General features: G+C 67.1%; 23 protein-coding genes and 1 pseudogene. 15 read left to right on the top strand and 9 right to left on the bottom strand.

Annotated elements, in window-relative coordinates; all coding sequences use genetic code 11:
- The 3 genes from AC3WLD_RS02620 to AC3WLD_RS02610 all read right to left on the bottom strand — a co-directional run bounded on the left by AC3WLD_RS02620 (nt 1) and on the right by AC3WLD_RS02610 (nt 3,107).
- Nucleotides 1-1,041 carry a DUF3667 domain-containing protein gene (locus AC3WLD_RS02620; protein ID WP_492555364.1) on the bottom strand — a complete coding sequence of 347 codons (1,041 nt, stop codon included), beginning with the start codon at nt 1,039-1,041 and terminating at the stop codon, nt 1-3.
- 103 nt (nt 1,042-1,144) lie between these two features.
- Nucleotides 1,145-1,489, bottom strand: a complete 345-nt coding sequence (rpoZ, locus tag AC3WLD_RS02615; protein ID WP_492555363.1) for a DNA-directed RNA polymerase subunit omega — start codon at nt 1,487-1,489, stop codon at nt 1,145-1,147.
- Nucleotides 1,490-1,598: 109 nt separating this feature from the next.
- Nucleotides 1,599-3,107, bottom strand: coding sequence for a replicative DNA helicase (locus AC3WLD_RS02610; RefSeq protein WP_492555362.1), 1,509 nt, complete (start codon nt 3,105-3,107; stop codon nt 1,599-1,601).
- A 153-nt stretch (nt 3,108-3,260) separates the two neighbouring features.
- On the opposite strand from AC3WLD_RS02610, the gene AC3WLD_RS02605 reads away from it, so the two are divergent.
- The 6 genes from AC3WLD_RS02605 to AC3WLD_RS02580 all read left to right on the top strand — a co-directional run bounded on the left by AC3WLD_RS02605 (nt 3,261) and on the right by AC3WLD_RS02580 (nt 7,949).
- Nucleotides 3,261-3,743, top strand: coding sequence for a UPF0262 family protein (locus AC3WLD_RS02605; RefSeq protein ID WP_492555361.1), 483 nt, complete (start codon nt 3,261-3,263; stop codon nt 3,741-3,743).
- A gap of 25 nt (nt 3,744-3,768) precedes the next feature.
- Nucleotides 3,769-4,467 carry a glycoside hydrolase family 25 protein gene (locus tag AC3WLD_RS02600; protein WP_492555360.1) on the top strand — a complete coding sequence of 233 codons (699 nt, stop codon included), beginning with the start codon at nt 3,769-3,771 and terminating at the stop codon, nt 4,465-4,467.
- A complete protein-coding gene (locus AC3WLD_RS02595; RefSeq protein ID WP_492555359.1) occupies nt 4,464-4,913 on the top strand; it encodes a cytidine deaminase in 450 nt (149 codons plus the stop codon). The genes AC3WLD_RS02600 and AC3WLD_RS02595 overlap by 4 nt, the downstream gene beginning before the upstream one ends.
- Before the next feature lie 16 nt (nt 4,914-4,929).
- Nucleotides 4,930-5,484, top strand: coding sequence for a dCTP deaminase (gene dcd, locus AC3WLD_RS02590; protein ID WP_492555358.1), 555 nt, complete (start codon nt 4,930-4,932; stop codon nt 5,482-5,484).
- Nucleotides 5,485-5,565: 81 nt separating this feature from the next.
- The gene (locus AC3WLD_RS02585) at nt 5,566-6,735 is read left to right on the top strand and encodes an acyl-CoA dehydrogenase family protein (protein ID WP_492555357.1); all 1,170 of its coding nucleotides are present in this window, start codon (nt 5,566-5,568) and stop codon (nt 6,733-6,735) included.
- 32 nt (nt 6,736-6,767) lie between these two features.
- A complete protein-coding gene (locus AC3WLD_RS02580; protein WP_492555356.1) occupies nt 6,768-7,949 on the top strand; it encodes a saccharopine dehydrogenase family protein in 1,182 nt (393 codons plus the stop codon).
- Between the two features lie 77 nt (nt 7,950-8,026).
- Here AC3WLD_RS02580 and AC3WLD_RS02575 read toward each other — a convergent pair whose 3' ends face one another.
- Nucleotides 8,027-8,476 carry a globin domain-containing protein gene (locus AC3WLD_RS02575; protein ID WP_492555355.1) on the bottom strand — a complete coding sequence of 150 codons (450 nt, stop codon included), beginning with the start codon at nt 8,474-8,476 and terminating at the stop codon, nt 8,027-8,029.
- A 95-nt stretch (nt 8,477-8,571) separates the two neighbouring features.
- Here AC3WLD_RS02575 and AC3WLD_RS02570 point away from each other — a divergent pair, with 95 nt between their 5' ends.
- Together AC3WLD_RS02570 and AC3WLD_RS02565 are read left to right on the top strand one after the other, a co-directional pair.
- A complete protein-coding gene (locus tag AC3WLD_RS02570; RefSeq protein WP_492555354.1) occupies nt 8,572-9,036 on the top strand; it encodes an RrF2 family transcriptional regulator in 465 nt (154 codons plus the stop codon).
- A 55-nt stretch (nt 9,037-9,091) separates the two neighbouring features.
- Entirely contained in the window at nt 9,092-9,628 is a 537-nt protein-coding gene (locus tag AC3WLD_RS02565) for a DoxX family protein (protein ID WP_492555353.1), read from the top strand.
- Between the two features lies 1 nt (nt 9,629).
- On the opposite strand, the gene AC3WLD_RS02560 is transcribed toward AC3WLD_RS02565, so the two are convergent.
- Both AC3WLD_RS02560 and AC3WLD_RS02555 read right to left on the bottom strand, forming a co-directional pair.
- The gene (locus AC3WLD_RS02560; RefSeq protein ID WP_492555352.1) at nt 9,630-10,055 is read right to left on the bottom strand and encodes a hypothetical protein; all 426 of its coding nucleotides are present in this window, start codon (nt 10,053-10,055) and stop codon (nt 9,630-9,632) included.
- Complete coding sequence (locus tag AC3WLD_RS02555) at nt 10,052-10,759, bottom strand: EI24 domain-containing protein (RefSeq protein WP_492555351.1); 708 nt, start codon at nt 10,757-10,759, stop codon at nt 10,052-10,054. Before AC3WLD_RS02555 ends, AC3WLD_RS02560 begins: the two co-directional genes overlap by 4 nt.
- A gap of 95 nt (nt 10,760-10,854) precedes the next feature.
- Between AC3WLD_RS02555 and AC3WLD_RS02550 the strand changes: the two genes are divergently transcribed.
- Nucleotides 10,855-11,841 (top strand): adenosine kinase, encoded by a 987-nt coding sequence (locus AC3WLD_RS02550; RefSeq protein ID WP_492555350.1) that lies wholly within the window; start codon nt 10,855-10,857, stop codon nt 11,839-11,841.
- Here AC3WLD_RS02550 and AC3WLD_RS02545 read toward each other — a convergent pair.
- Entirely contained in the window at nt 11,838-12,563 is a 726-nt protein-coding gene (locus AC3WLD_RS02545) for a hypothetical protein (protein WP_492555349.1), read from the bottom strand. The two genes, AC3WLD_RS02550 and AC3WLD_RS02545, sit on opposite strands and share 4 nt — an antisense overlap.
- An 82-nt stretch (nt 12,564-12,645) precedes the next feature.
- Nucleotides 12,646-13,920, bottom strand: coding sequence for a phosphoribosylamine--glycine ligase (purD, locus tag AC3WLD_RS02540; RefSeq protein ID WP_492555348.1), 1,275 nt, complete (start codon nt 13,918-13,920; stop codon nt 12,646-12,648).
- On the opposite strand from purD, the gene xseA reads away from it, so the two are divergent.
- The 5 genes from xseA (at nt 13,919) to AC3WLD_RS02515 (ending at nt 20,876) form a co-directional block, all read left to right on the top strand.
- Nucleotides 13,919-15,382: an exodeoxyribonuclease VII large subunit gene (xseA, locus tag AC3WLD_RS02535; protein ID WP_492555347.1), complete on the top strand. Its 1,464-nt coding sequence runs from the start codon at nt 13,919-13,921 to the stop codon at nt 15,380-15,382. The two genes, purD and xseA, sit on opposite strands and share 2 nt — an antisense overlap.
- Before the next feature lie 26 nt (nt 15,383-15,408).
- Nucleotides 15,409-15,612: a DUF2093 domain-containing protein gene (locus AC3WLD_RS02530; protein ID WP_492555346.1), complete on the top strand. Its 204-nt coding sequence runs from the start codon at nt 15,409-15,411 to the stop codon at nt 15,610-15,612.
- A 1-nt stretch (nt 15,613) separates the two neighbouring features.
- The gene (locus AC3WLD_RS02525; protein WP_492555345.1) at nt 15,614-16,468 is read left to right on the top strand and encodes a M23 family metallopeptidase; all 855 of its coding nucleotides are present in this window, start codon (nt 15,614-15,616) and stop codon (nt 16,466-16,468) included.
- A 357-nt stretch (nt 16,469-16,825) separates the two neighbouring features.
- Entirely contained in the window at nt 16,826-19,837 is a 3,012-nt protein-coding gene (locus AC3WLD_RS02520) for a TonB-dependent receptor (RefSeq protein ID WP_492555344.1), read from the top strand.
- Between the two features lie 109 nt (nt 19,838-19,946).
- Complete coding sequence (locus tag AC3WLD_RS02515) at nt 19,947-20,876, top strand: cation diffusion facilitator family transporter (RefSeq protein ID WP_492555343.1); 930 nt, start codon at nt 19,947-19,949, stop codon at nt 20,874-20,876.
- An 81-nt stretch (nt 20,877-20,957) separates the two neighbouring features.
- On the opposite strand, the gene rimO is transcribed toward AC3WLD_RS02515, so the two are convergent.
- Entirely contained in the window at nt 20,958-22,343 is a 1,386-nt protein-coding gene (gene rimO, locus AC3WLD_RS02510; protein ID WP_492555342.1) for a 30S ribosomal protein S12 methylthiotransferase RimO, read from the bottom strand.
- A 105-nt stretch (nt 22,344-22,448) separates the two neighbouring features.
- On the opposite strand from rimO, the pseudogene AC3WLD_RS02505 reads away from it, so the two are divergent.
- Nucleotides 22,449-22,648: pseudogene (locus tag AC3WLD_RS02505) on the top strand (hypothetical protein); the annotation flags it as partial.

Below are 22,648 nucleotides of genomic sequence, written 5' to 3'. Positions count from 1 at the left end.
TCACGCCCCGGTCTCGTAGGCCAGGAACAGCGTGAACAGCAGCAACGCGAAAAACGCGAACCATGCCAGCGCCCAGGTGCGCAGCAGCGAACCGACCCGCGACGAACCATAGGTGCCGCGCAGCTGGCGGTACATGTGAAGCGGAGGGATGACCGCTATCGAGGCCGAAAGCCACGGCGCGCCAATCGCGCCCGCGCCGATCAGAACGACGGCATAAAGCGTCATGAAGCAGAGCGAATAGGTCACGAACACAGTGTGATCGTAGATCCCGAAGCGGCGGCTGAAGGGATAGAGCAGCCACAGGAACGGCACCGAAATCGGGATCAGCGCCCAGCTGTATTTGTAGGCGTAAGTCTGCAGCTTGTAGAGCGCGAGATCGGGATTGGCCTTTACCCGCGCCACCGCTTCGTTGATCCACGGCACGTCGCTCACCGCCCTGTCGGCCCGCTCGCCGACCTGCGCGGCGTCGAGGCCGTTGGCCTTGAGCGTTTCGAGCGCGGTCAGATTGGCGCGCGCTTCCGCCAGAGCCTTGTCGATCTTCGCGGCGTCTTCCCGACTCGCGGTCTGGCGCTGCTTCTCCAGTTCGGCGAGTTCCGCGCGGCCCGAGGCGATGGCTTGCCCGATGCCCTGGTTGACGTTGGTGTCGACCGGCGGGACCGCCTGCTTGATCACGGCGAACAGCAGGAACACGCTGAACAGGAACAGCGCGATCGGCGATACGTAACTGGCCCGGCGGCCGTCTATGTATTCGCGGGTTAGCTGACCCGGTTTCCACGCCAGCATCGGCAGTGTCCGCCAGATCTTGCCCTCGAAGTGGAACACGCCGTGGAGCAGGTCGTGGAAGAACGCGCCGATGGTCTTGTGGACATGCGCTGCCTGGCCGCAGGCGTGGCAATGGGTGCCGATGAGCGCGGTCCCGCAGTTGAGGCAGGCGCTTTCGTGCGTGTGCCCGTCAGCCGTTTCGCCTGCCGACGGTTCCACGGCGCGCGCGAGCAGGCCCCCTTGCGCGATGTCCGCCGCCGCTTCCCCTATTCCGCTCATGCGCATGCCTCCGGCGGCGAGCATAGCGGGTGGCCTCGCCAGCCGCAAAAACGAAAAGGGCCCCGGTCGCCCGAGGCCCTTTCACATCGGTTTCGGACCTGGCTCAGCCGTCGTAGTCGGCGCCGAGCGAAGTGTTGCGGACCGGCGCGGCAGCGGTGATCCGCAGCGCCTCGGCCGACTGCGAGAGCGAGCCGATCTCGTCCGCTTCGTCGTCCTCGTCGGGGAGAACGCGCTGCAGCGACTGGATCAGGTTTTCCTTCAGCACGGCCGGGCGGATGGTTTCCTCGGCAATCTCGCGCAGGGCGACGACCGGGTTCTTGTCGCGGTCGCGGTCGATGGTCAGCTCCGAGCCGCCCGAGATGGCGCGAGCCCGCTCGGCCGCGAGCAGGACGAGATCGAAACGGTTGGGAACCTTGTCGACGCAATCTTCGACGGTAACGCGCGCCATAGGGCACTCCAGTGCAGAAGTCAGGAAAGCCCGGCGGTTACACGCCTCGGGCTTGAAAAGTCAAAAAAATTCGGAGAAGCTTTTGATTCAAAACGAAAGATTTTCCGAATCAGTCGTCGCCATAAGCCGCTTGAAGCGACCCGTCGGCGAGATCGCTGAACCGGGTGATGCGCGGCTCGAAGCGCATGCGGACCTTGCCGGTCGAACCGTGGCGCTGTTTGGCGACGATCAGCTCGGCAAGGCCATAGACCCGCTCCATGTCGGCGGCCCAGGCGGCGTGGGCGTCGTGGATTTTCGGATCGTCGCCCTCGACCGGACGCTTGGGCTCCTTGGCGGCGACGTAGTAGTCCTCACGATAGACGAACCAGACCATGTCCGCGTCCTGCTCGATCGAGCCGGATTCGCGCAGGTCCGACAGCATCGGCCGCTTGTCGTCGCGCTGCTCGACCGCACGGGACAGCTGCGACAGCGCGATGACCGGGACCGAAAGCTCCTTGGCGAGCGTCTTCAGTCCGCGGCTGATCTCGGAGATCTCGTTGACGCGGTTGTCGTTGGCGCGGCCCGAGCCTTGCAGCAGCTGGAGGTAGTCGACCACGATCAGCCCGATGTCGTGGCGCCGCTTGAGCCGGCGGGCGCGGGCGCGCAGCGCGCCGATCGAGAGCGCCGGAGTATCGTCGATGAACAGCGGCAGTTCGGCCAGCCGCTGGCTGGCGAACGACAGCGCCTGGAAATCCTCGCGGCTGATCCGGCCCATGCGCAGCGCTTCGGAGCTGATGCCGGATTGCTCGGCCAGCACGCGGGTGGCGAGCTGGTCGGCGCTCATTTCGAGGCTGAAGAACGCGGTGGCGGCGCCCACCGAATCCTTCGCCTCGATCCCGTCGGCCAGGTCGCGGCGGAGGCGATCGGCCGCGTTGAAGGCAATGTTGGTGGCGAGCGAGGTCTTGCCCATGCCCGGCCGCCCGGCGAGGATGATCAGGTCGGAATCGTGAAGTCCGCCGATCTTCTCGTTGACCGACGTCAGGCCGGTGGTCTTGCCCGAGATATGGCCCCCCGAAAGCAGGGCCTTTTCGATCATCTCGAGCGAGGTGCGCGTGGCGATGGAGAAGCTCTGCGCCTCGCTGCCGGTCTGCGCGCCTTCCGCGACGGCATAGAGCTTGGCTTCGGCGATCTCGACCTGTTCCAGCGGCGCGACCGATTCGCTGGTGTCCATCGCCCCGGAAACCAGCTCGCGCCCCACCGCGATCAGTTCGCGCAGCAGGGCGAGGTCATATATCTGCTCGGCCAGCTCGCGCGGGTTCAGGAGGCCCTGCCCGTCGGCAGTCAGGCGGGCGAGATAGGCGGTTCCGCCCAGCTCCTTCAGCCCCTCGTCGCTTTCGAAATAAGGCTTGAGCGTGACCGGGGTGACCACCGCCTTGCGGTCCATCAGCGTCAGGATCCGCTCGTAGACCCGGCCATGGACCGGGGCGAAGAAATGCTCCGGCTTCAGCTTCGCGCCGATTTCCTCGATGATCCGGTTGTCGATCAGGATCGCGCCCAGGAAAGCGGCCTCCGCCTCGACGTTGGAGGGGGGGCTGCGGAGTTCTTCGGCAGGGTGGGCCAGGATCGCTTCAGCGGACATGAGCGCGTTTTACGACGGCCCGCCGCCCCCCGGCAAGCGCGGCAGCGACGGCAGGGCCTGCCGAGTTTCCCACAGCCTGTGGGTATCACAAGCACCGCTCCGCAACCGATTGGCGCTTGCCCGCGCGGCTGGCCTCTGCAAAACCCGGCGCCCATGGCGGACACGCGCATCTCGCACATCGAACTCGACGACGCGACGATCATCTGGCGAAACGCCGATATCGAGCAGGAGCGACGGGTCGCGATCTACGACCTGATCGAGGAGAACACCTTCAAGCCGGTCCGGGCGTTCGAGGCGGGGCACGAGGGGCCGTATCGTCTGCGCCTTTCGGTCGATGACGGGCGACTGGCGCTGGCCGTTTCGGACGATGCAGGCCATCCGCTGGAGACGATCATCCTCGGACTCGGCCGCTTCCGCCGACCGATCCGCGACTATTTCGCGATCTGCGATTCGTACTACCAGGCGATCCGCCGGGCCACCGCGGCCGAGATCGAGACGATCGACATGGCCCGCCGCGGCGTCCACAACGATGCCGCCGACATGCTGCTCGACCGTCTCGACGGCAAGATCGAGACCGACTTCGCCACCGCCCGCCGCCTCTTTACCCTGATCTGCGTGCTGCATATCAGGGGCTGAGAATCGGGGCGCAGGACTTTCACCCATGGCAAAAGGCAGGACATCGCCGCGCCGCGCGCGCTGGCTGGCGGCAGCCTTGCTGCTGGCGCTGCTCGCGCTCGGCTGGGGCTGGTGGACGGCGCGGACCTGGACCCCGGCGCGCGAGACGTTCCCCGTGCAGGGAGTCTGGCTCTCTGCCGCGGACGGGACGATCCAGTGGCCGCTGCTGAAAGCGCAAGGTGCGGACTTCGCCTACCTGACCGCCAGCGAGGGCGCAGGCGTGCGCGACGCGACTTTCGTCGGCGGACTCGAGGCGGCGCGCAAGGCGGGGCTGCAGGTCGGCGCGGTCCACGTCTATGACATCTGTGCCCCCGCCGACGGGCAATCGGCCAATTTCGTGGTGACGGTGGCACGCGATCCCAAGCTGCTGCCACCCGCGGTCCGGCTCGACCTCGATGACGACCACTGCCCCGAACCGCCCAAGGAAGCGGCGATGCAGAGCGAGCTGACCACCTTCCTCAACCAGCTCGAACGCCACGCCGGCAAGCCGGCGCTGCTGCTGCTGTCCCCGGCGTTCGAGAAACGCTATCACATGGCCGCCGTGATCGATCGAAACCTCTGGGTGGAAGGCAGCTTCCTTGCGCCGGGCTATTCCGGCCGGCCCTGGGTGATGTGGACCGCGAACACCCACCTGCGCCTGCCCGCGTCCGAGCGCCCGCTCCACTGGGTGGTGGTGCGGCCATGAGCACGCTGCCCTCAGATCGCCGCGAGGAATTGCTGGATGCCGCCCGCGATGCGGCGAGCAGGGCTTATGCCCCCTATTCGCGTTTCCACGTCGGCGCGGCGCTGCTGTTCGCGGACGGCTCGGTGGTGACCGGCGCAAATGTCGAGAATGCCAGCTACGGCCTTTCGCTCTGCGCCGAGACCGTCGCGGTGGCCAAGGTCCTGTCGGAGGATTGGCGCGGCGGGCTGGAAGCGGTCGCGGTGTTCGGCGGGATGGTCGATGCAGGCGGGCATTTGACTCCGCGCGATGTCGTCACCCCTTGCGGGCGTTGCCGCCAGGTGGTCAGCGAACTCGCCCAGCTGGGCGGGACCGATCCGGTGGTGCTGTGCATCGGCGGCGAGGAAGTCGTGGAAATCCGCCTCTCCGAGCTCTTGCCCCGCGCCTTCGGCCCGGCCAATCTCGGCTGACAACGAGAGGAACGACGTGGCCATTCTGTCCGACAAGTGGATACGCGACCAGGCGCTTGCGACCGGCATGATCGAGCCGTTCGTGGAAAGCCAGCGGCGTGAAGGCTGCATCTCCTACGGTCTGTCGTCCTATGGCTATGACGCGCGGGTGGCCGACGAATTCAAGATCTTCACCAACGTCGATTCGGCGGTGGTCGATCCGAAGGATTTCGCCGCAAATTCGTTCGTCGATCGCAAGACCGACGTCTGCGTGATCCCGCCCAACTCGTTCGCGCTTGCCCGCACGGTCGAATACTTCCGCGTGCCCCGCGACGTGCTGGTGATCTGCCTCGGCAAAAGCACCTACGCGCGCTGCGGGATCATCGTGAACGTCACCCCGCTCGAGCCGGGCTGGGAAGGGCACGTTACCCTGGAGTTTTCGAACACCACGCCGCTGCCGGCCAAGATCTATGCGAACGAGGGCGCGTGCCAGTTCCTGTTCCTCCAGGGCAACGAGCCTTGCGAGACGAGCTATGCCGACCGCGCCGGCAAATACATGGGGCAGCGCGGGGTTACCCTGCCTCGGCTCTAGGCGGCGTTTGACGGCGCGCGGATAGCGCAATACCCTCTGGTATGAGAGCGGGCGAACCCCGCCGCCGGAGAGAACCTGCCGATGCCCTATCTGTTCGACGAATGGCGCCAGCGGTCGCCGCATTACGACGACAGCCACGAGGCGGTCTGTGCCAGCGTCCGCACCTTCGTGACCCGCGAGATCGTGCCGCATGTCGACGAATGGGAGCGATCGGGAATGCTCCCCCGCGACCTCCACCGCAAGGCGGCAGCGGCCGGAATTCTCGGCCTCGGCTATCCGGAGGAGTATGGCGGGGCCGGCGAAGGCTTCACCCTGTTCCACAGCCTCGTCCAGAGCGAGGAGATCATCCGCCCCGGCGCGGGCGGGATCGCCGCCTCGCTGATGACGCACGGCATCGGCCTGCCGCCCATCCTCGCGGCGGGCAGCGCCGAGATGAAGCGCCGGATCGCGCCCGAAGTTCTGGCCGGCGAGAAGATCATTGCGCTGGGCATCACCGAGCCGTCTGGCGGATCCGACGTCGCCAACCTCCGCACCCGGGCCGAGCGGAAGGGCGCGGGCTGGATCGTGAACGGCGAGAAGACCTTCATCACATCGGGCGTGCGCGCCGACTACATCACGCTGGCGGTCCGCACGGGCGGACCGGGGATCGGCGGCGTGTCGCTGCTGCTGGTCGAAATGGACAGTCCCGGTGTTACTCGCTCGCCGCTCGAAAAGATGGGCTGGCATGCGTCCGACACCGCGACGATCCATTTCGACAATGTCGAGGTTCCGGCCGAGAACCTGATCGGCCCGGAAAACGCCGGGTTCGCCGCGATCATGCGCAACTTCAACGGCGAGCGGCTCGGCATGGCACAGCAGGCCGCCGGCTATGCCCGGATCTGCTTCGAGGACGCGCTCGACTGGGCGCGGCAGCGCCATACCTTCGGAAAGCCGCTCGTCGCCAACCAGGTCATCCGCCACAAGCTCGCCGACATGCTCCGCCGCATCCAGGCGACGCAGGCGATGATCGACCATGCCGCATTGACAGTGATGAATGGCTGCGCCGCGCCGGGCGATTTCGCGCTGCTCAAGGTCCAGGCGACCCAGACCATGGAATTCTGCGCCCGCGAGGCCTGCCAGATCCTGGGGGGCATGAGCTTCATGCGCGGGAGCCGGATCGAGCGAATTTACCGCGAGGTTCGCGTCATGGCGATCGGCGGCGGATCGGAGGAGATCATGTTCGACCTCGCCAGCCGCCAGTTCGGGTTCTAGGTTCGAGGCAACCAGATACGGGGAGAGAAACGATGACAAACAAGGCCAACCGGGCGCACGACATCGTGATCTATGGCGCGACCGGCTATACCGGGCGACTGGTCGCGGAGTACCTGGCGCACCATTACGCTGGCCGGGCCGACGCGCCGAAATGGGCGATGGCCGGTCGCAGTGCGGCCAAGCTTGCCGAAATCCGCGACCTGATCGGCGCGCCGGCGGATACGCCGCTCATCGTCGCCGATTCGGACGATGCCGCGAGCATGACGGCGCTTGCCGAAAGCACGCGGGTGGTCCTGACCACGGTCGGGCCCTACCAGCTTTATGGCGAGCCGTTGCTTGCCGCCTGCGTGGCCGCGGGTACCGACTATGCCGACCTTTGCGGCGAGCCGGTGTGGATGCGGCAGATGATCGACAAGTACCACGCCGCTGCCCAGGCTTCGGGCGCGCGGATCGCGTTCTCGAGCGGGTTCGATTCGATCCCGTTCGACCTTGGCGTGTACATGCTCCAGCGCGCAGCCATTGCCCGGTTCGGCAAGCCTGCGCCGCGCGTGAAGGGCCGGATGCGGGCGTTCCAGGGCGGTGTCTCCGGCGGCACCGCGGCAAGCCTTGGCGCGACGCTCAAGGCCATCGCGGCAGAGCCTTCGCTGATGCACTACATGGTCAATCCGTTCGGCCTGACGCCCGGCTTCACCGGTCCCGAGCAACCCCGCGGCGACCAGCCTCAGTACGAGCCGGCGCTCGATTCGTGGGAAGCGCCGTTCATCATGGCGGCGATCAACACGAAGAACGTCCACCGCACCAACTTCCTGCGCGGGCACCTTTACGGCACGGACTTCGTCTATGACGAGATGATCCTGACCGGACCGGGCGCGCAGGGCGAAGGCATCGCGAAACACATCGCGTCCACCCCGATGATCGGCACGCCCAACGATCCCAAGCCGGGCGAGGGCCCGACCAAGGAGGAACGCGAGAACGGCTATTACGACGCGCTGTTCCTGGGCGAGATGCCGGACGGGCGGACGATTCGTTATGGCGTGAAAGGGCGCTACGACCCGGGCTATGGCTCGACCTGCCGGATGCTGGCTGAAACCGGGATCACGCTGCTGTCGTGTGATGCCGCAGGCGCGGTGGCGACGCCGGGAGCGCTGCTCGGCGAGGCGCTGGTCAACCGGCTGCAGGCCGAGGCGGAGATCAGCTTCGCGGTGGAAGATTGAACTGAAGGCCGCCGTCCGAAGCAATCGGGGCGGGTCCTTCCCCCCGCCCGGTCCTTCCATGTGCGACCCGAAGGAAGTCAGGCGGCCTGCGCGGTCTCGTAGGCCTGGGCCTCGGCGGCGATAAGAATGTCGGCGAGCATCCAGTAGGCTTCGCCCCATGCGGCGAGGACTTCGTCGGTCGCTACGTCCGCCCCCAGCACGTCGCGGATCGCCGGCAGCAGCGCGGCGGCGACAAACGGATAATGTTCGGCCTTGACCCCGGTTTCGACGTGGCGCTGGACCATGCGCTCGACCGCGGCAGTCAGCGCCTCGAGCTTGTCGATGTTCCTGGCGTAGGCGAGGATCGCGTTGGCGAGGCGGCGGGGCTGCTCGCCGCTATCCTGGGCGGCGCGGTCGAACAGCGCCTCGACTTCCTTGTTCTCGAACAGGCGCTTGTACATCGCGGTGGTGATGGCGACGCCGTGCTTCTCGATCGCCGGGGCAGTGGCCTTGACGATGGTCATGGCCTGTTCGGATGCAACGCGCATTGGTGTCCTCCCTGTCTACGCTTAATGCAGTATCGATAATACCAGTATAATTGATGCTTGATTTGTGCAAGCAGAAACTCGATTTTGTCCGGACCATGCAGCTGACCCAACACACCGATTATGGCTTGCGCATTTTGGTCGTGCTGGCGCGCGGCGAACTCGCCGGCGATCCGGCACCGCTGTCACTTTCGGCGTTCGCGCGGGCCCAGGGGCTTTCGTACAACCACATCGCCAAGGTCGGGCAGTCGCTGGTCCAGGAAGGGTTCGCGGTTTCCGTGCGCGGCCGGAATGGTGGCATTCGGCTGGCGTGCCCGCCGTCCGAGCTACGGGTCGGCACGGTCGTTCGCAAGCTGGAGCGCGGCATGCGGCTTGCCGATTGCTCGGGCTGCGTCCTGCGCAGCGATTGCCGCCTGTCCTGCGTGCTCGCGGAGGCGCTCGATGCGTTCCTCGGCGTGCTCGACCGCTACACGCTTGCCGACGTCTCCGAACCCGGCTTTGCGGCCTTCTTCGATTGGGTCCAGCCGAAACCTTCCGGAACCACCCTCGCCCCCGTCGATTGAACCCGCATCAGCCTCGCAGGGGAGCGGTGCGGGCGTTCATGCGGGGAGAGAATCCATGTCCACCATCGCAGCCGCCATCGGCCGCATCCTGATCGCGTTGCTGTTCGTCCTTTCGGGCTTCGGCAAGCTGATCGACGTACCCGGCACCGAGGCCATGATCACCGCGGCGGGCCTGCCTTCGGGCCTTGCGATGCCGACTGGCATCTTCGAGATCCTCGGCGGACTTGCCCTGGCATTGGGCTTCATGACCCGGTTGGTTGCAATCCTGCTGGCCGGTTTCACCCTCGCCGCCACGCTGTTCTTCCACAACCAGCTCGGCGATCCGATGCAGCAGATCATGGCGCTGAAGAACCTGGCCATCGTCGGCGGCCTGCTGGGCGTGTTCGCGCATTCGCAGATGCGCTGGGGTTATGAACGGCTGACTCTCGAGCGCCGCGCCGAGATCGCCGAGCGTGAAGCCGCCGCGAAGGTCCACGAGGCTGAACTGCGCGCCGCCCGGGCCGAAGGCCGCGCAGAAACGCCCACGCCGGTGGTCGCGGAGCCCGTCGATGCGCTGACCCGCCCGCGCCGTCGCTGGTTCGACGGCTGGTAAGTCAGGGCTTTCTTAGCGCAGCGATGCAGGCGGCACGGTCCACCTCGCGCCCGTCGCCCCTCCGCGCCTCGACGTAGGTTGCGCTTTGCTGCCCTCCGCCGGGCGGGGGATAGAAGAAAACATCGAGGATGCAGGCGGTGCCGCTCCACTGAAGCTTGCGCGCATCCTCTTCGCGAATGTCGAGCCGTGGCTGGCCGAACTGGCGGATCACCGCTTCGGGACTGGCTCCGATGACGCCTTCCAGACCGGGAGCGGACTGGATCCTGGCGACAGGCTTGGCCGCGGGCGCGGTGAGCGGACCCGCGGCCGGGCGCGGCGCGCTCTTCACGACAGCCGCTTTGCCGGTCCCGCTTGTGGTTGCCCCGGTGCCTTCGCATGCGGCGAGGAGAGCCAGGGCGGGCAATATGAGCAGGGAGCGCATGGTCATGGCCGCGCTCCATAGCTGCGGGTCCGCCGGTGGACGAGGTGCGTTGCCATCATCGCGCCGACGAGCGGTGCGATAAACCCGGCGATCGGAACGGCGAGCAGCACGACCACGACCAGCCCGAGGCCGAACCGCGTCAACCCCGGCAGCTTCCCCAGCGGTGCGCCGTTGGCGTCGCGGTGACGCAGGCGGACCATGTCGTCGAGTTCGCGGCCGAGCAGCACCGCGTTGACGATGGCGAAAAGCACGGCGGGTCCGACCCCGGTGACCAGCAGGAGCAGCGCAATCGGCAGAGCGATCACGTTGTAGCCCAGTGCCCGCAGCAAGCCATTCAGGCCGAGCGCCAGTTCCGCCCGCCACCCCAGCGGCCGCGCTGACTGCGCGGCTGCCGGATAGTGCCGCGCCTCGACCGCGATCACCGCTTCGTCGGCAAAGAACTGGATGACCGCCATCGCCACCAGCCGGAACAGCAGCCAGCCGAGCGTGAGCGCCAGCACCGCCGCCAGCACCTGGCGAAGCGCGCCGCCATGCGGCAGGAGCCGGTCGCCCAGCCCGCCTGCGGCGAGCAGGTGGTCGAGCCCCCACCAGCCGAGCGAACCCAGCGCAATCAAGGCAACCAGGGTGATCGCCGCGCTCTTGAGCAGCACGGCGCGGATCGGGCGATCGCCGAGCTGGGCGAGGGCGAGCGAGAAGGCGGTCAGCATCATTCGCGTGATCGCCGGGGTTCCTCTTCCAGTCAACTTGCGCGTCGCGCCCGGTCCCGCTAGGCGCGCGCCGGCACTTCCCGCCGCCGGAGACCTCCATGACCGCCCCGACTTACGACGTGATCGCCATCGGCAACGCCATCGTCGACATCATGGCCCCGTGCGAGGATCCGACGATCGACCGCCTGGGCTTGGCCAAGGGCGGGATGACCCTGGTCGATACCGCGCGGGCGCGGGAGCTCTACGACGCAATGGGCCCGGCCAAGGAAATCTCCGGCGGCTCGGCGGCGAACACGCTGGCCGGGCTTGCCGCTCTCGGCGCGAAGTGCGCGTTCATCGGCCAGGTCGCGGACGACCAGTTCGGCAAGGTCTTCGCCCACGACATCCGCGCCGGCGGCATCGTCTTCGACACGCCCAGCCGCCCGGCCGACCCGCCGACCGCTCAGTGCCTGATCTTCGTGACGCCCGACGGGCAGCGGACGATGAACACGTTCCTCGGCGCGTCTCAGTACCTGCCCGCCGAAGCGCTCGACGAAGCGCAGATCGCGGCGGCCAGCGTGCTCTACCTCGAAGGCTACCTGTGGGACCCGGAGGAGCCGCGCAAGGCGATGCGCCGCGCCATCGCCGCCGCCCGAACGGCGGGCCGCAAGGTCGCCTTCACCCTGTCCGACGCGTTCGTTATCTCGCGCCATGGCGACGACTTCCGCCAGCTGATCGCCGAAGGGCAGATCGACATCCTGTTTGCCAACGAACACGAACTCGCCGCGCTCACGGGGATCGAGGACTTCCATGAAGGCATCACCCACCTTGGCGGCAGGGTCGGCACGGTCGTCGTCACCCGCAGCGAGAAGGGCGCGCATGCCCTGTCGGGCGGCGAACACGCCCACGTCCCGGCCGAACCGATCGACAAGGTCGTCGACACGACCGGCGCGGGCGACCTCTTCGCCGCCGGCTTCCTGTTCGGCCACGTCCGCGGCCATTCGCTGGAACAGAGCCTCAAGCTCGGCGCTATCTGCGCGGCGGAGGTCATCAGCCACTATGGGGCAAGGCCGGAGGCGGATTTGAAGGCGCTGGCGGGGCTCTAGGCCAGCGTTAGGTTCCAGCCCCGAACGCGCCGATGACAATCAGTAGAATTTGGACGACGATGAGCAGCGAGGCCTGTGCCAGACTGCGGAATGCTACCAATACGGCGAGCGGAGCAGGCAGCGCACACAGCAGTTGGTAGAATGATATTCTTGGATGGACGTCGGGCTCGGCAAAAGTGAGGATGCCGGTGAGATAGCCGGAAAGAACAAGGCCGAGCGATATCCATAGCACCGCCGCAACCCTTGCGGCCGTTTCCATCAAAACCAAAACCGGACCACGGCTGCCGCTGATCGACTTCCTCCTGCTTCTCGGCCGGATTGCGCGTGTCGAAGCGCGCTTCGCCGATCTCGTCGGCGTAGCGCTCCGCAAAGCGGTATGCCGCAGCAGCAGCCACGCCGGTAAGCACCAGCAAACCCAACACCACAACATAGCTGTTGAATTGCTTGCCCAGCTCGAAGGCTCCGACGAGGCCCGTTACGAGAACAACGCCAAGGGCCGCGCGGGCGGGCCGCAAATCTTTGACGATCGTCTGAGTCTCGTCGCGCCCGAACAGCAGAATGAATTGAAGAATCGCGAACGCCGCAAATATGGCGGAGAACGCGTCGTGAGAGATGCGTTCGGGAAAAAAGTACCGGCCCAAGATGCAGACGAGCAGCATCAGTGCGACAAGCTGACAGACGCGTTCGAACAGCTTGTAATGCCGGACTACAAATGCTCGCATAAGCGGGAGCTACCTTGGCTTCTGCCAAGTGACAAGCAGGTATCCTTCCGAGAGAAAGGCAACATGCGCCTTGTGCAGCGCGCTACACTTCCCGCTCGATCTCGCGCCAGCCGATATCTCGCCGGCAGAACAGTTCCGGGGCATCCAGCCTGTCCACCGCCGCATAGGCGGCATCCCGCGCCTCGCGCACCGACTTGCCGCGTGCGGTCACGCTGAGCACGCGGCCGCCGTTTGCCGCCAATGTGCCATTGGCAAGGGCGGTGCCTGCATGGAACACCTTCGCGCCCGCAGCTTCGGCCTCGGCCACGCCGTCGATCCGCCCGCCCTTCTTCGGCGTACCGGGATAGCCTTCCGCCGCCATGACCACCGTCATCGCCACGTCGGGCGAGAAGCGCGGGGGCTGGATCGCGCCCAGCTTGCTGTCGGCGACGGCGGCGAGAAGCTCGACGAGGTCGCTCTCCAGTCGCAGCATCAGCACCTGGCATTCGGGGTCCCCGAAGCGGGCGTTGTATTCGATCAGCCTGGGGCCCTCGGCAGTCAGCATCAGCCCGGCATAGAGCACGCCGACATAGGGCATGCCCTCCGCCGCCATGGTCCGCACGGTCGGGGCGACGATCTTTTCGATGACTTCGGCCTCGAGCAGCGGGGTGAGCACCCGGGCCGGGCTGTATGCGCCCATGCCGCCGGTGTTGGGGCCGGTGTCGCCGTCGCCAACACGCTTGTGATCCTGGGCCGAGCCAAATGGCACGATCGTGCTGCCGTCGGTCAGCGCAAAGAAGCTCGCCTCCTCGCCTTCCATGAATTCCTCGACGACGACCTCCGCGCCTGCCGCGCCGAACGCCCCGTCGAACATGTCGGCCACCGCGGCGCGGGCTTCGTCCATCGTCATCGCCACGACCACGCCCTTGCCCGCGGCAAGACCGTCGGCCTTGATCACCACCGGCGCGCCGAACTGGTCGAGCGCGGCCAGCGCTTCAGCCTCCGAGCGGGTGCGCAGGTATCCGGCGGTGGGGATCGCCGCGCGGGCGCAGAGGTCCTTGGTGAACCCCTTCGAGCCTTCGAGCTGGGCGGCCTGCCGGCTCGGTCCGAACACGGAGAACCCTGCGCCGCGAAGCGAGTCCGACAGCCCGTCGACCAGCGGCGCTTCGGGGCCGACGACGACAAGCCCGATCTCGTGCGCTTCGCAGAATGCGATCACCCCAGCATGGTCGGTAAGCTCCAGCGAAACCAGCTCGGCGTGCTCGGCGATGCCGGGATTGCCCGGCGCGGCCCACAGCTTGCCGCACGAAGGCGATTGCGCGAGCTTCCACGCCAGCGCATGTTCGCGCCCGCCCGACCCCAGCAGCAGGATGTTCATGCCCGGCCCTACCTCTTCCGATGAAAATGATGCTGGCGGGCTCCTAGCGAGGGATAGGGCCGGCGACAACGCCGCGCCGCTGTCGATTTCCGAGATATCCGCGCTGCTCAAGCGCACGGTCGAGGACCGCTTCGGCTTCGTGCGCGTGCGCGGTGAGCTTTCGGGGGTGAAGCGCGCCGCCTCGGGCCACCTCTACCTTTGCCTGAAGGACGAGAACGCGCGGCTCGACGGCGTGATGTGGCGCGGCAGCGCCCAGCGGCTGGGCTTTCTTGCCGAAGACGGGGTGGAGGTCGTCGCGACCGGCAAGCTGACGACCTATCCCGGCCGCTCGAACTACCAGATCCTGATCGAGCGGATGGAGATCGCCGGGGAGGGCGCGCTGCTCGCGCTGCTGGCGAAAACCAAGGCGCGGCTGGAGGCCGAGGGGCTGTTCGACCGGGCGCGCAAGCGGGCGATCCCGTTCCTGCCGTCCGTCATCGGCGTCGTCACCTCGCCGACCGGGGCGGTCATTCGCGACATCCTCCACCGTCTGTCGGACCGATTCCCCAGCCGGGTGCTGGTGTGGCCGGTGCTGGTCCAGGGCCAAGGCGCGGCGAGCCAGGTGGCGAACGCGGTGCGTGGGTTCTCGGCGATCGTGCCGGGCGGAACGGTGCCCCGCCCCGACGTGGTGATCGTCGCGCGCGGCGGCGGCTCGATCGAGGACCTGTGGGGGTTCAACGAGGAAGAGGTGGTCCGCGCGATTGCCGACTCCACCATCCCCGTGATCAGCGCCGTCGGCCACGAAACCGATACCACGCTGGCCGATTTCGCCGCCGACGTGCGCGCGCCGACCCCCACCGCCGCCGCGGAAATGGCCGTGCCGGTGCGCGGCGAACTGATGACGCAGCTGGCGGAACTCCACGCCCGCCAGCGGCGCGGCTCGCTGCGCCTGCTCGGCCAGGCGCGCGAGCGGCTGGAGGCGCGGGCCGGCCGGTTGCCCCGCCCGCAAGCACTGCTCGACGGACAGGCCCAGCGCCTCGACGACCTCGGCGAGCGCCTGCGCCGGGCCCTGATCCATCGTACCGAGATTGCCGGGTCGCAGCTCTCTCGCCACGCCGGCGCGCTGCGCCCGGCCTTGCTGGCGGCGCGCGTCGCGCGCGAGCGCGAACGGCTGGCCGCCCAGCGCCTCAGGCCCGAGCTGGTCCTGCAGCGGATCGAGCGGGCGCGCGGCGAAGTCGCGGCGCTCGACCGGGTGCGCCGCTCGCTCGACCCGCGGGCGCCGCTGGAGAGAGGCTACGTGCTGGTGACCACGATCGAGGGGCAAGTGGTCAAAAGCCGCGCCGCCGCGGCGGACAAGCCCGCGCTGCGGCTGGAGTTCGCCGATGGCACCCTCGATGTCGCGACCGCAGCGGCCGCACCGCCTCGGCCCACCGCAAAACGCCCCCCTTCGCCGCCCCCTGCCGGACAGCAGGAATTGTTTTGAGCCGCGCGAGGCCCTAGATCATGTCCATGCTGATGTCCGCGAAGGGCCGCGCCGCCCGCCTCCAGTACCTGCCCAACGGCTTCCGCCAGCTCTCCGCCGGCGACCACGTGATCTGCGCGGTCACCGCCGCGGAGATCCCGCTCGATCACCTGCGCTACTGGTCGGTCGAGCGGCAGGAGCCTTACGCCAGCCCCGATGTGGCCACGCAGCGGATGCTGCCGAAGGCCTGAGATGAGCCAACTCTCCCGCCGCCGCTTCATCGCCGGCGCACTGGTCGCTCCTGCCGGGTTTGCGCTGCTCGGCAATGGCGGCGGAGACGGCAGCTTCAGCTGGGCCGGAGAGGCCACCCAAGGTGGCTGGCTGCGCGGTCAGGCACCGTCCGGCACGATCGCGCTGGCGCTCGACGGCGCGGCCGTCCCGCTTGCTGCCGACGCCAGCTTCTTTGTCGCGTTCGACCGCGATGCCACGCCCGGGCACCAGCTGGTGGCCACACTGGCGGACGGCGAAGCCACGGCCGTGCTCCCGATCATCGTGTCGCCGCGTGCCTGGCAGATCGAGCGGGTCAACACGCCCATGCGTCCCGGCAAGCTGCCGAGCGAGGAATACCAGCGGATCCGCGCAGGAGAGCTGGCGCAGATCAAGGCGGCGCGCGAGATGGACACCGGGGCGCAAGGCTGGCGGCAGCGGTTCATCGCCCCGGCGACCGGACGGTTCTCCGGCCGGTTCGGATCACAGCGGATCTACCAGGGCCAGCCCGGAGCGTACCACTCGGGCCTCGACATCGCCGGCGGGGCGGGCGCGGCGATCGTCGCGCCAGCAGACGGAGCGGTGATTCTCGCGGCGCAGAGTCCCTTCACGCTGGAGGGGAACCTGATCATGCTCGACCACGGGATGGGGCTTAACAGCGCTTTCCTGCACTGCAGCGCGATTCTGGTGAAGGAGGGCGACCGCGTGGTCCAGGGCCAGCAGATCGGACGGATCGGTGCAACGGGGCGCGCAACAGGCCCGCACCTCCACTGGTCGATTAAGTGGCGCGACGCGCGGCTCGATCCGCTGCTGATGCTCGCACCTGTGCGGGCCAACTAGTTGCACTGAATACCGGATAACGCACTGTTGTTTCATGCGATACCGTAACCGTTGTTATTTTATTCCATGTCAGTAACGGTCACTGTAATTTCACTGCACCACCCGTAAGCGCCCGGTTTTCAAGGGGGAAGCGGCGGTTACGGAATGAGTGTGGCAGTTTGGCTACATATCCGGCCTAATTGCTGCGCTGCGGATATTCGCGCTTTCACCCGGCCGCAAAACTGCGCCACACAGGCTCATCTTTCCCCGGGCACAGGGGTGTCGTGCGTCTGTCAGGGACGCCACGAAACAGAGCCCGGGGAAGTGCTCTCGGTCGGGTCGCACCCGCGGCCCGGCTCGGATAAAGGGACTGGACACGTGAACAACACCAAGATTTCCGCTCTCAAGGCGGGCGCCGCCCCGCTTGCGCTGGGCCTCGCGATCTTCGCGAACCCCGCCTTCGCCCAGGATGCCGCCGTCGATTGCTCGACCGATCCCAACGCGCCGGAATGCGCGGACCAGGGTGGCAGCGCCCCGATCATCGTCACCGGCTCGATCTTCCGCCGCGCCGACACCGAGACCGCCTCGCCGGTCACGACCGTCACGACGGAAAACCTCGACCAGCGCGGCATCGCGACCGTGCAGGACGGCCTCCAGCAGCTCGCGTCGAACAACGGTCCGGCGCTGACCAACTCGTTCTCGGCCAACGGCGCGTTCGCCGCCGGTGCCTCGGCGGTCTCGCTGCGTGGCCTGTCGACCAACTCGACCCTCGTGCTGTTCGACGGCCTGCGCGCTGCTTACTACCCGCTGGCTGACGACGGTTCGCGTAACTTCGTCGACCTCAACACCATCCCTGACGACATCGTCGAGCGCGTCGAAGTTCTGCGCGACGGCGCTTCGTCGGCCTACGGCGCCGACGCGATCGCGGGCGTGGTCAACATCATCACCAAGCGTTCGTTCAACGGCATCGGTGGCCGTGCGGAAGCCGGTATCTCCGAGCGTGGCGATGCCGCCACCTATCGCCTGTCGATGACGGCCGGTGTGGGCGATCTCGACGAGAAGGGCTGGAACGCTTACATCAGCGGCTTCTACTACAAGAGCGAAGGCCTGCTGAACCGCGACCGCGGCTACCCCTACAACACCGACGACCTGCGTAACGTCTGCAACGACGGCACCTGCGGGCCGAACAACATCATCAACGGTCGCCAGGACGATGGCCTGATCCACGGTTTCGGCCAGGCAACCCCGTTCGCGGTCCGTGCCGCCGGCACGACCCGCTACCAGTACCTCAACGGCTGTAACGGTCTGCCGCAGTCGAACGTCACTGCGGCCGACCTCGCGCGCGCTGACAACGCTGCCCTGCCGACGAACTTCGTCTGCCAGGAAGACCTGACCAATCTCTACGGCAACATCACGCCGGACGTGGAGCGCTTCGGCGTGTCGGGCAAGGTCACGGCTCAGCTGAACGACACCACGGAAGCTTACGTCGAAGTGAACTTCCTGCAGTCGAAGGTCGGCTACGACGGGCTCCCGGCGACAATCCGCGCCAACGGCCCGGTCGGCATCTTCTTCCCGCGCTACTCGACCTCGACCAGCGCCGGTGCGGTCTCGCCGGGTTCGGGCCCGCTGGCCCTCCCGGTGTACGTCTGCGCCAACGGCGTCGGCACCGCGACCGGTCAGAACACGGGCTGCGACGCCACCAATGGCGTGCTGAACCCGTACAACCCGTTCGCATCGCAGGGTCTGCGCGCTCAGATCCTCGGTCGTCTGCCGGACATCCGCGAGCATAACGAGACCAAGAACCGCAGCTACCGCGCGGCCTTCGGGATCAACGGCTCGATCACGGACAAGTGGGACTTCTCGGTGCAGGGCACCGCGATGCACACCGACCTTGACCGCACCCAGGCTGGCTATGTCTATATCCAGAACTTCCTGAACGCGATCGCCCGCGGCCAGTACAACTTCACCAATCCGGCCGCCAACAGCCAGCAGATCCGCGACTACATCGCGCCGACCAACACGACCCCTGCCAGCTCGGACCTCTACCAGCTGACCGCGAACGTGACCGGCGCTCTGATGGAACTGCCGGGCGGTCCGCTCCGTCTCGGTGTCGGTGGCTCGATCTACTATGAAGCCGTTGACGCTCCCAGCGCCAACAGCGACATCAACGGCCCGACCCAGCGGTACTTCCGCCTGAACGCCTTCGGCACCAGCGGTCACCGTACGGTCAAGGCGGTCTTCGCGGAACTCGAAGCGCCGATCCTGCCGCAGGTGGAACTCAGCGCCTCGGGCCGTTACGACAACTACTCGACCGGTCAGGACTACTTCTCGCCGAAGGTCGGCGTGAAGGTGAAGCCGATCCAGCAGGTCGTCCTCCGCGGCACCTTCTCGAAGGGCTTCCGCATCCCGTCGTTCGGTGAAGCAAACGCGCTGCCGACCACGGGCTTCGTGAGCGCCGCCAGGGGCATCTACACGGACTCGTTCCTGTCGCAGTATGGTTGCAGCCTCGCCACGTACACCTCGTGCCCGAGCTACATCACCGCGGCGACCTATGGTCTGACCACGCTGGCCTCGCCCAACCTTCAGCCGGAAAAGAGCGAAAGCTTCACCGCCGGCATCCTGGTCGAGCCGATGCGGAATGTTTCGTTCACCGTCGACTACTACCACATCAAGAAGACGGGTGCGATCACCAACGCGAGCACCGGTCCGGCCATCGCGGCGTACTACAACAACCAGCCGATCCCGGCCGGCTTCACCGTCATCGCCGACGCTCCGGACATCAACAACCCGAACGCCCGCCCGAAGATCGCCTTCGTGCAGTCGACCCTCATCAACTCCGACACGATCATCGCGGAAGGTCTGGACTTTGGCGCCAGCGCCCGGTTCAACCTGACCGACGATCTGGAGTGGACCTCGGAACTCGATGCCAGCTACATCATCAAGCTGCAGACGAACTTCCCGGGTGGCGGGTTCGAACGCTACGACGGCACGCTCGGCAACTTCAACCTGACCGCCGGGTCGGGCACGCCGAAGTGGCGCGGTACGTGGCTCAACAGCCTGACCTTCAAGGAGAAGTTCACCGTGAACTTCACCGCGAACATGGTGCAGGGCTACGACCTCTCGGCGATGGACCAGGGCACTGGCTACAAGGACTGCGGCCTGAACGACGGTTCGGTCCCGTGCCGCGTGCCGGACTACTGGACCTTCGACCTGGGCCTCCGGTACAAGGTCAACGACAAGTTCACGATCTACACGAACGTCCTGAACCTGTTCGACCACATGCCGCCGCTCGATCCGGTCACCTACGGTGCCCACCTCTACAACCCGGTCCAGGGCGGCAACGGCATCTTCGGCCGTTACTTCCGGACCGGCGTGAAGGTCGGCTTCTAAGCCAGCCCTCGCACCGACAAGAATTGGGGCGGTTCCTTCGGGAGCCGCCCTTTTTCTTTGGCGCGCGCGGGGGCGGGCACACCCGTGCCGTTCACGCGTTAACGGGCGCATGGCCGGCGGATCGAACCGAACAATCTTCATCGCGCTCGGCGCGAACGTCGGCATCGCTGTGGCGAAGTTCGTCGCGGCGGTCGTCACCGGGTCGTCGGCGATGTTGACCGAGGGCGTTCACAGCCTCGTGGACAGCGCCAACCAGTTGCTCCTGCTGTACGGCCGCAAGCGGGCGATGCGCCCGCCCGACGCCGCGCACCCCTTCGGATACGGCCGCGAGCTCTATTTCTGGAGCTTCGTCGTCGCGATCCTGGTCTTCGCGCTGGGCGCCGGGGTATCCGTCTATGAAGGCGTGCTGCACATCCTCGAGCCGGAACGGGCCACCAGCCCGCTGATCGCATTCGCGGTGCTGGCGATCGCCGCCGGCCTAGAAGGCTGGTCGACGCTCGCCGCATTGGGTGATTTCAATCGCGGCCGCCGCGGCTCGATCTGGGCCGAGATCCGCGCCACCAAGGACGCGCCCACGCTGGTCGTGCTGCTGGAAAACTCGGGCGCCCTCGTCGGCCTGGCCCTGGCGGCGTTGGGGCTTGGCCTCAGCCTCGTGACCGGCAACCCGTTCTGGGACGGTCTCGCCTCGGTGCTGATCGGCCTGGTCCTGGGCGTGCTCGCGGTCTTGCTGCTGTACGAGGCCAAGGGGCTGCTGATCGGCGAGGCCGCCTCGCCGGAGCTGGTGGCTGCGATCGCCAGCTGCGCGGCGGGGCACGCCGGCATTGTCCGGGTCCACGAAGTGCTCACGCTCCATTCCGCCCCGGAGCTCGTCACGGTCATCATCAGTGCCGATTTCGAAGACACGATGAGCGCGCGTGACGTCGAAAACCTCGTTGCAGCTATCGAGGCCCATGTCGCGCAGGCATACCCGGTCGTCGCCCGCGTGTTCGTGCGGCCAATGGACTCGTCGATGCGCAAGCTGTCATTTTCTGCGGCGTGATGGCCCGATTGCTGCGCTCTCCGTCGCGCCGCTCTCGCGGCCGATGCGAGTGCTGCCCGCAATCCTGGCCGACCGACGGCTCTAAGTGATGACCCCGAACAGGTCGTGGGCATCAGCGTCCTCGACCAGGACTTCGACGAAGTCGCCCGCCGTCAGTCCGGGACCGACATTGCGCAGGTAGACCGCGCCGTCGATCTCGGGGGCATCGGCCTGCGACCGGCCGGTCGCGCCGATATCGCCGTCCTCGTCCGGCTCGCCGACCTCGTCCACAATTACCCGGATCGTCCTGCCGACTTTGGCCGCGAGCTTGGCCGCGCTGATCGCCTCGGTCTTTTCCATGATCCGGGCGTAGCGCTCTTCCTTGACCGCTTCCGGCACCGGATCGGGCAGGTCGTTCGCCGCGGCGCCCTCCACGGGCTCGAACCGGAACGCGCCGACCCGGTCGAGCTGCGCTTCATCGAGCCAGTCGAGCAGGTACTGGAAGTCCGCCTCGGTCTCGCCGGGGAAGCCGACCACAAAGCTCGAGCGGACCGCGATGTCGGGGCAGATCGCGCGCCACGCCTTGAGCCGTTCGAGCACCTTGGCCTCGTTCGCCGGGCGCTTCATCGCGCGCAGCACGTTCGGGCTGGCATGCTGGAACGGAATGTCGAGGTAAGGCGTCAACAGCCCCTCGGCCATCAGCGGGATCACCGCGTCGACGTGCGGGTAGGGATAGACGTAGTGCAGGCGCACCCACGGTGTTTCGCCCGCAGGGGTGCGCAGCTGGCCGAGTTCGCGGGCAAGGTCGGTCATGTGGGTGCGGACCGGATGGCCCTTCCACTGCCGTTCCTCGTGCCGCACGTCGACGCCGTAGGCCGAAGTGTCCTGGCTGATTACCAGCAGTTCCTTCGTCCCCGCCGCGACCAGCTTCTCCGCCTCGCGCAGGACCGCATCGATTCGCCGGCTGGCGAGCTTGCCGCGCAGCTGCGGGATGATGCAGAACGCGCAGGCGTGATTGCAGCCCTCGGAAATCTTGAGGTAGCTGTAGTGCCGGGGGGTCAGCTTGACCCCAGCCCCTTCTGCGCCGGGATCGGCCTGCGGGATCAGGTCGATGTAGGGTCCGAGCCCCGGGGGCGCCGCTTCGTGGACAGCCTCGACGACAGCCTCGTACTGGTGCGCGCCGGTGACCGCGAGGACATCGGGGAACCTGGCGCGGATCAGCTCGGCTTCATTGCCCATGCAGCCGGTCACGATGACCCGGCCATTCTCCGCGATGGCCTCGCCGATCGCGGCGAGCGATTCCTCCTTCGCCGAATCGAGGAAGCCGCAGGTGTTGACCAGCACGACGTCCGCCCCGGCGTAGTCGCCGCTCATCGCGTAACCATCGGCGCGCAGCCGGGTGAGGATGCGCTCGCTGTCGACCAGCGCCTTGGGACAGCCGAGGCTGACCATGCCGACCTTGGGCGCTTCTGGGATTTTCGTAGCCATTTCGCCGCGCCCATAGGCGGTTTCGGCTGAACAGTCACCCACTGCCGGTTTGCGCTTGCCGAAGGGCCCCGCTAGGCAAGACCGGGGCCAGAGGAGACATTGCACATGGGTCCGGTAAACTGGCTGGCCGTCGTCCTTGCCGCGGTGGCCGCAGGCGTGGTTTCGGTGGTGTGGTACGGCCCGCTGTTCGGGCGGGCGAAGCTCGCCGAAGTCGGGCCCGGCGGCCTTGGCTGTCAATCGGCGTGCAAACGGGACCCCCTATCGGCGCGCAAAAGGGACCCCCTTTCACGATGGCGCAAGGTTGA

The sequence above is a fragment of the Novosphingobium sp. FW305-C-111 genome (assembly GCF_058783565.1).
Note: the sequence above shows the minus strand (reverse complement) of the source record. Positions and strands in the feature narration are given on the sequence as shown.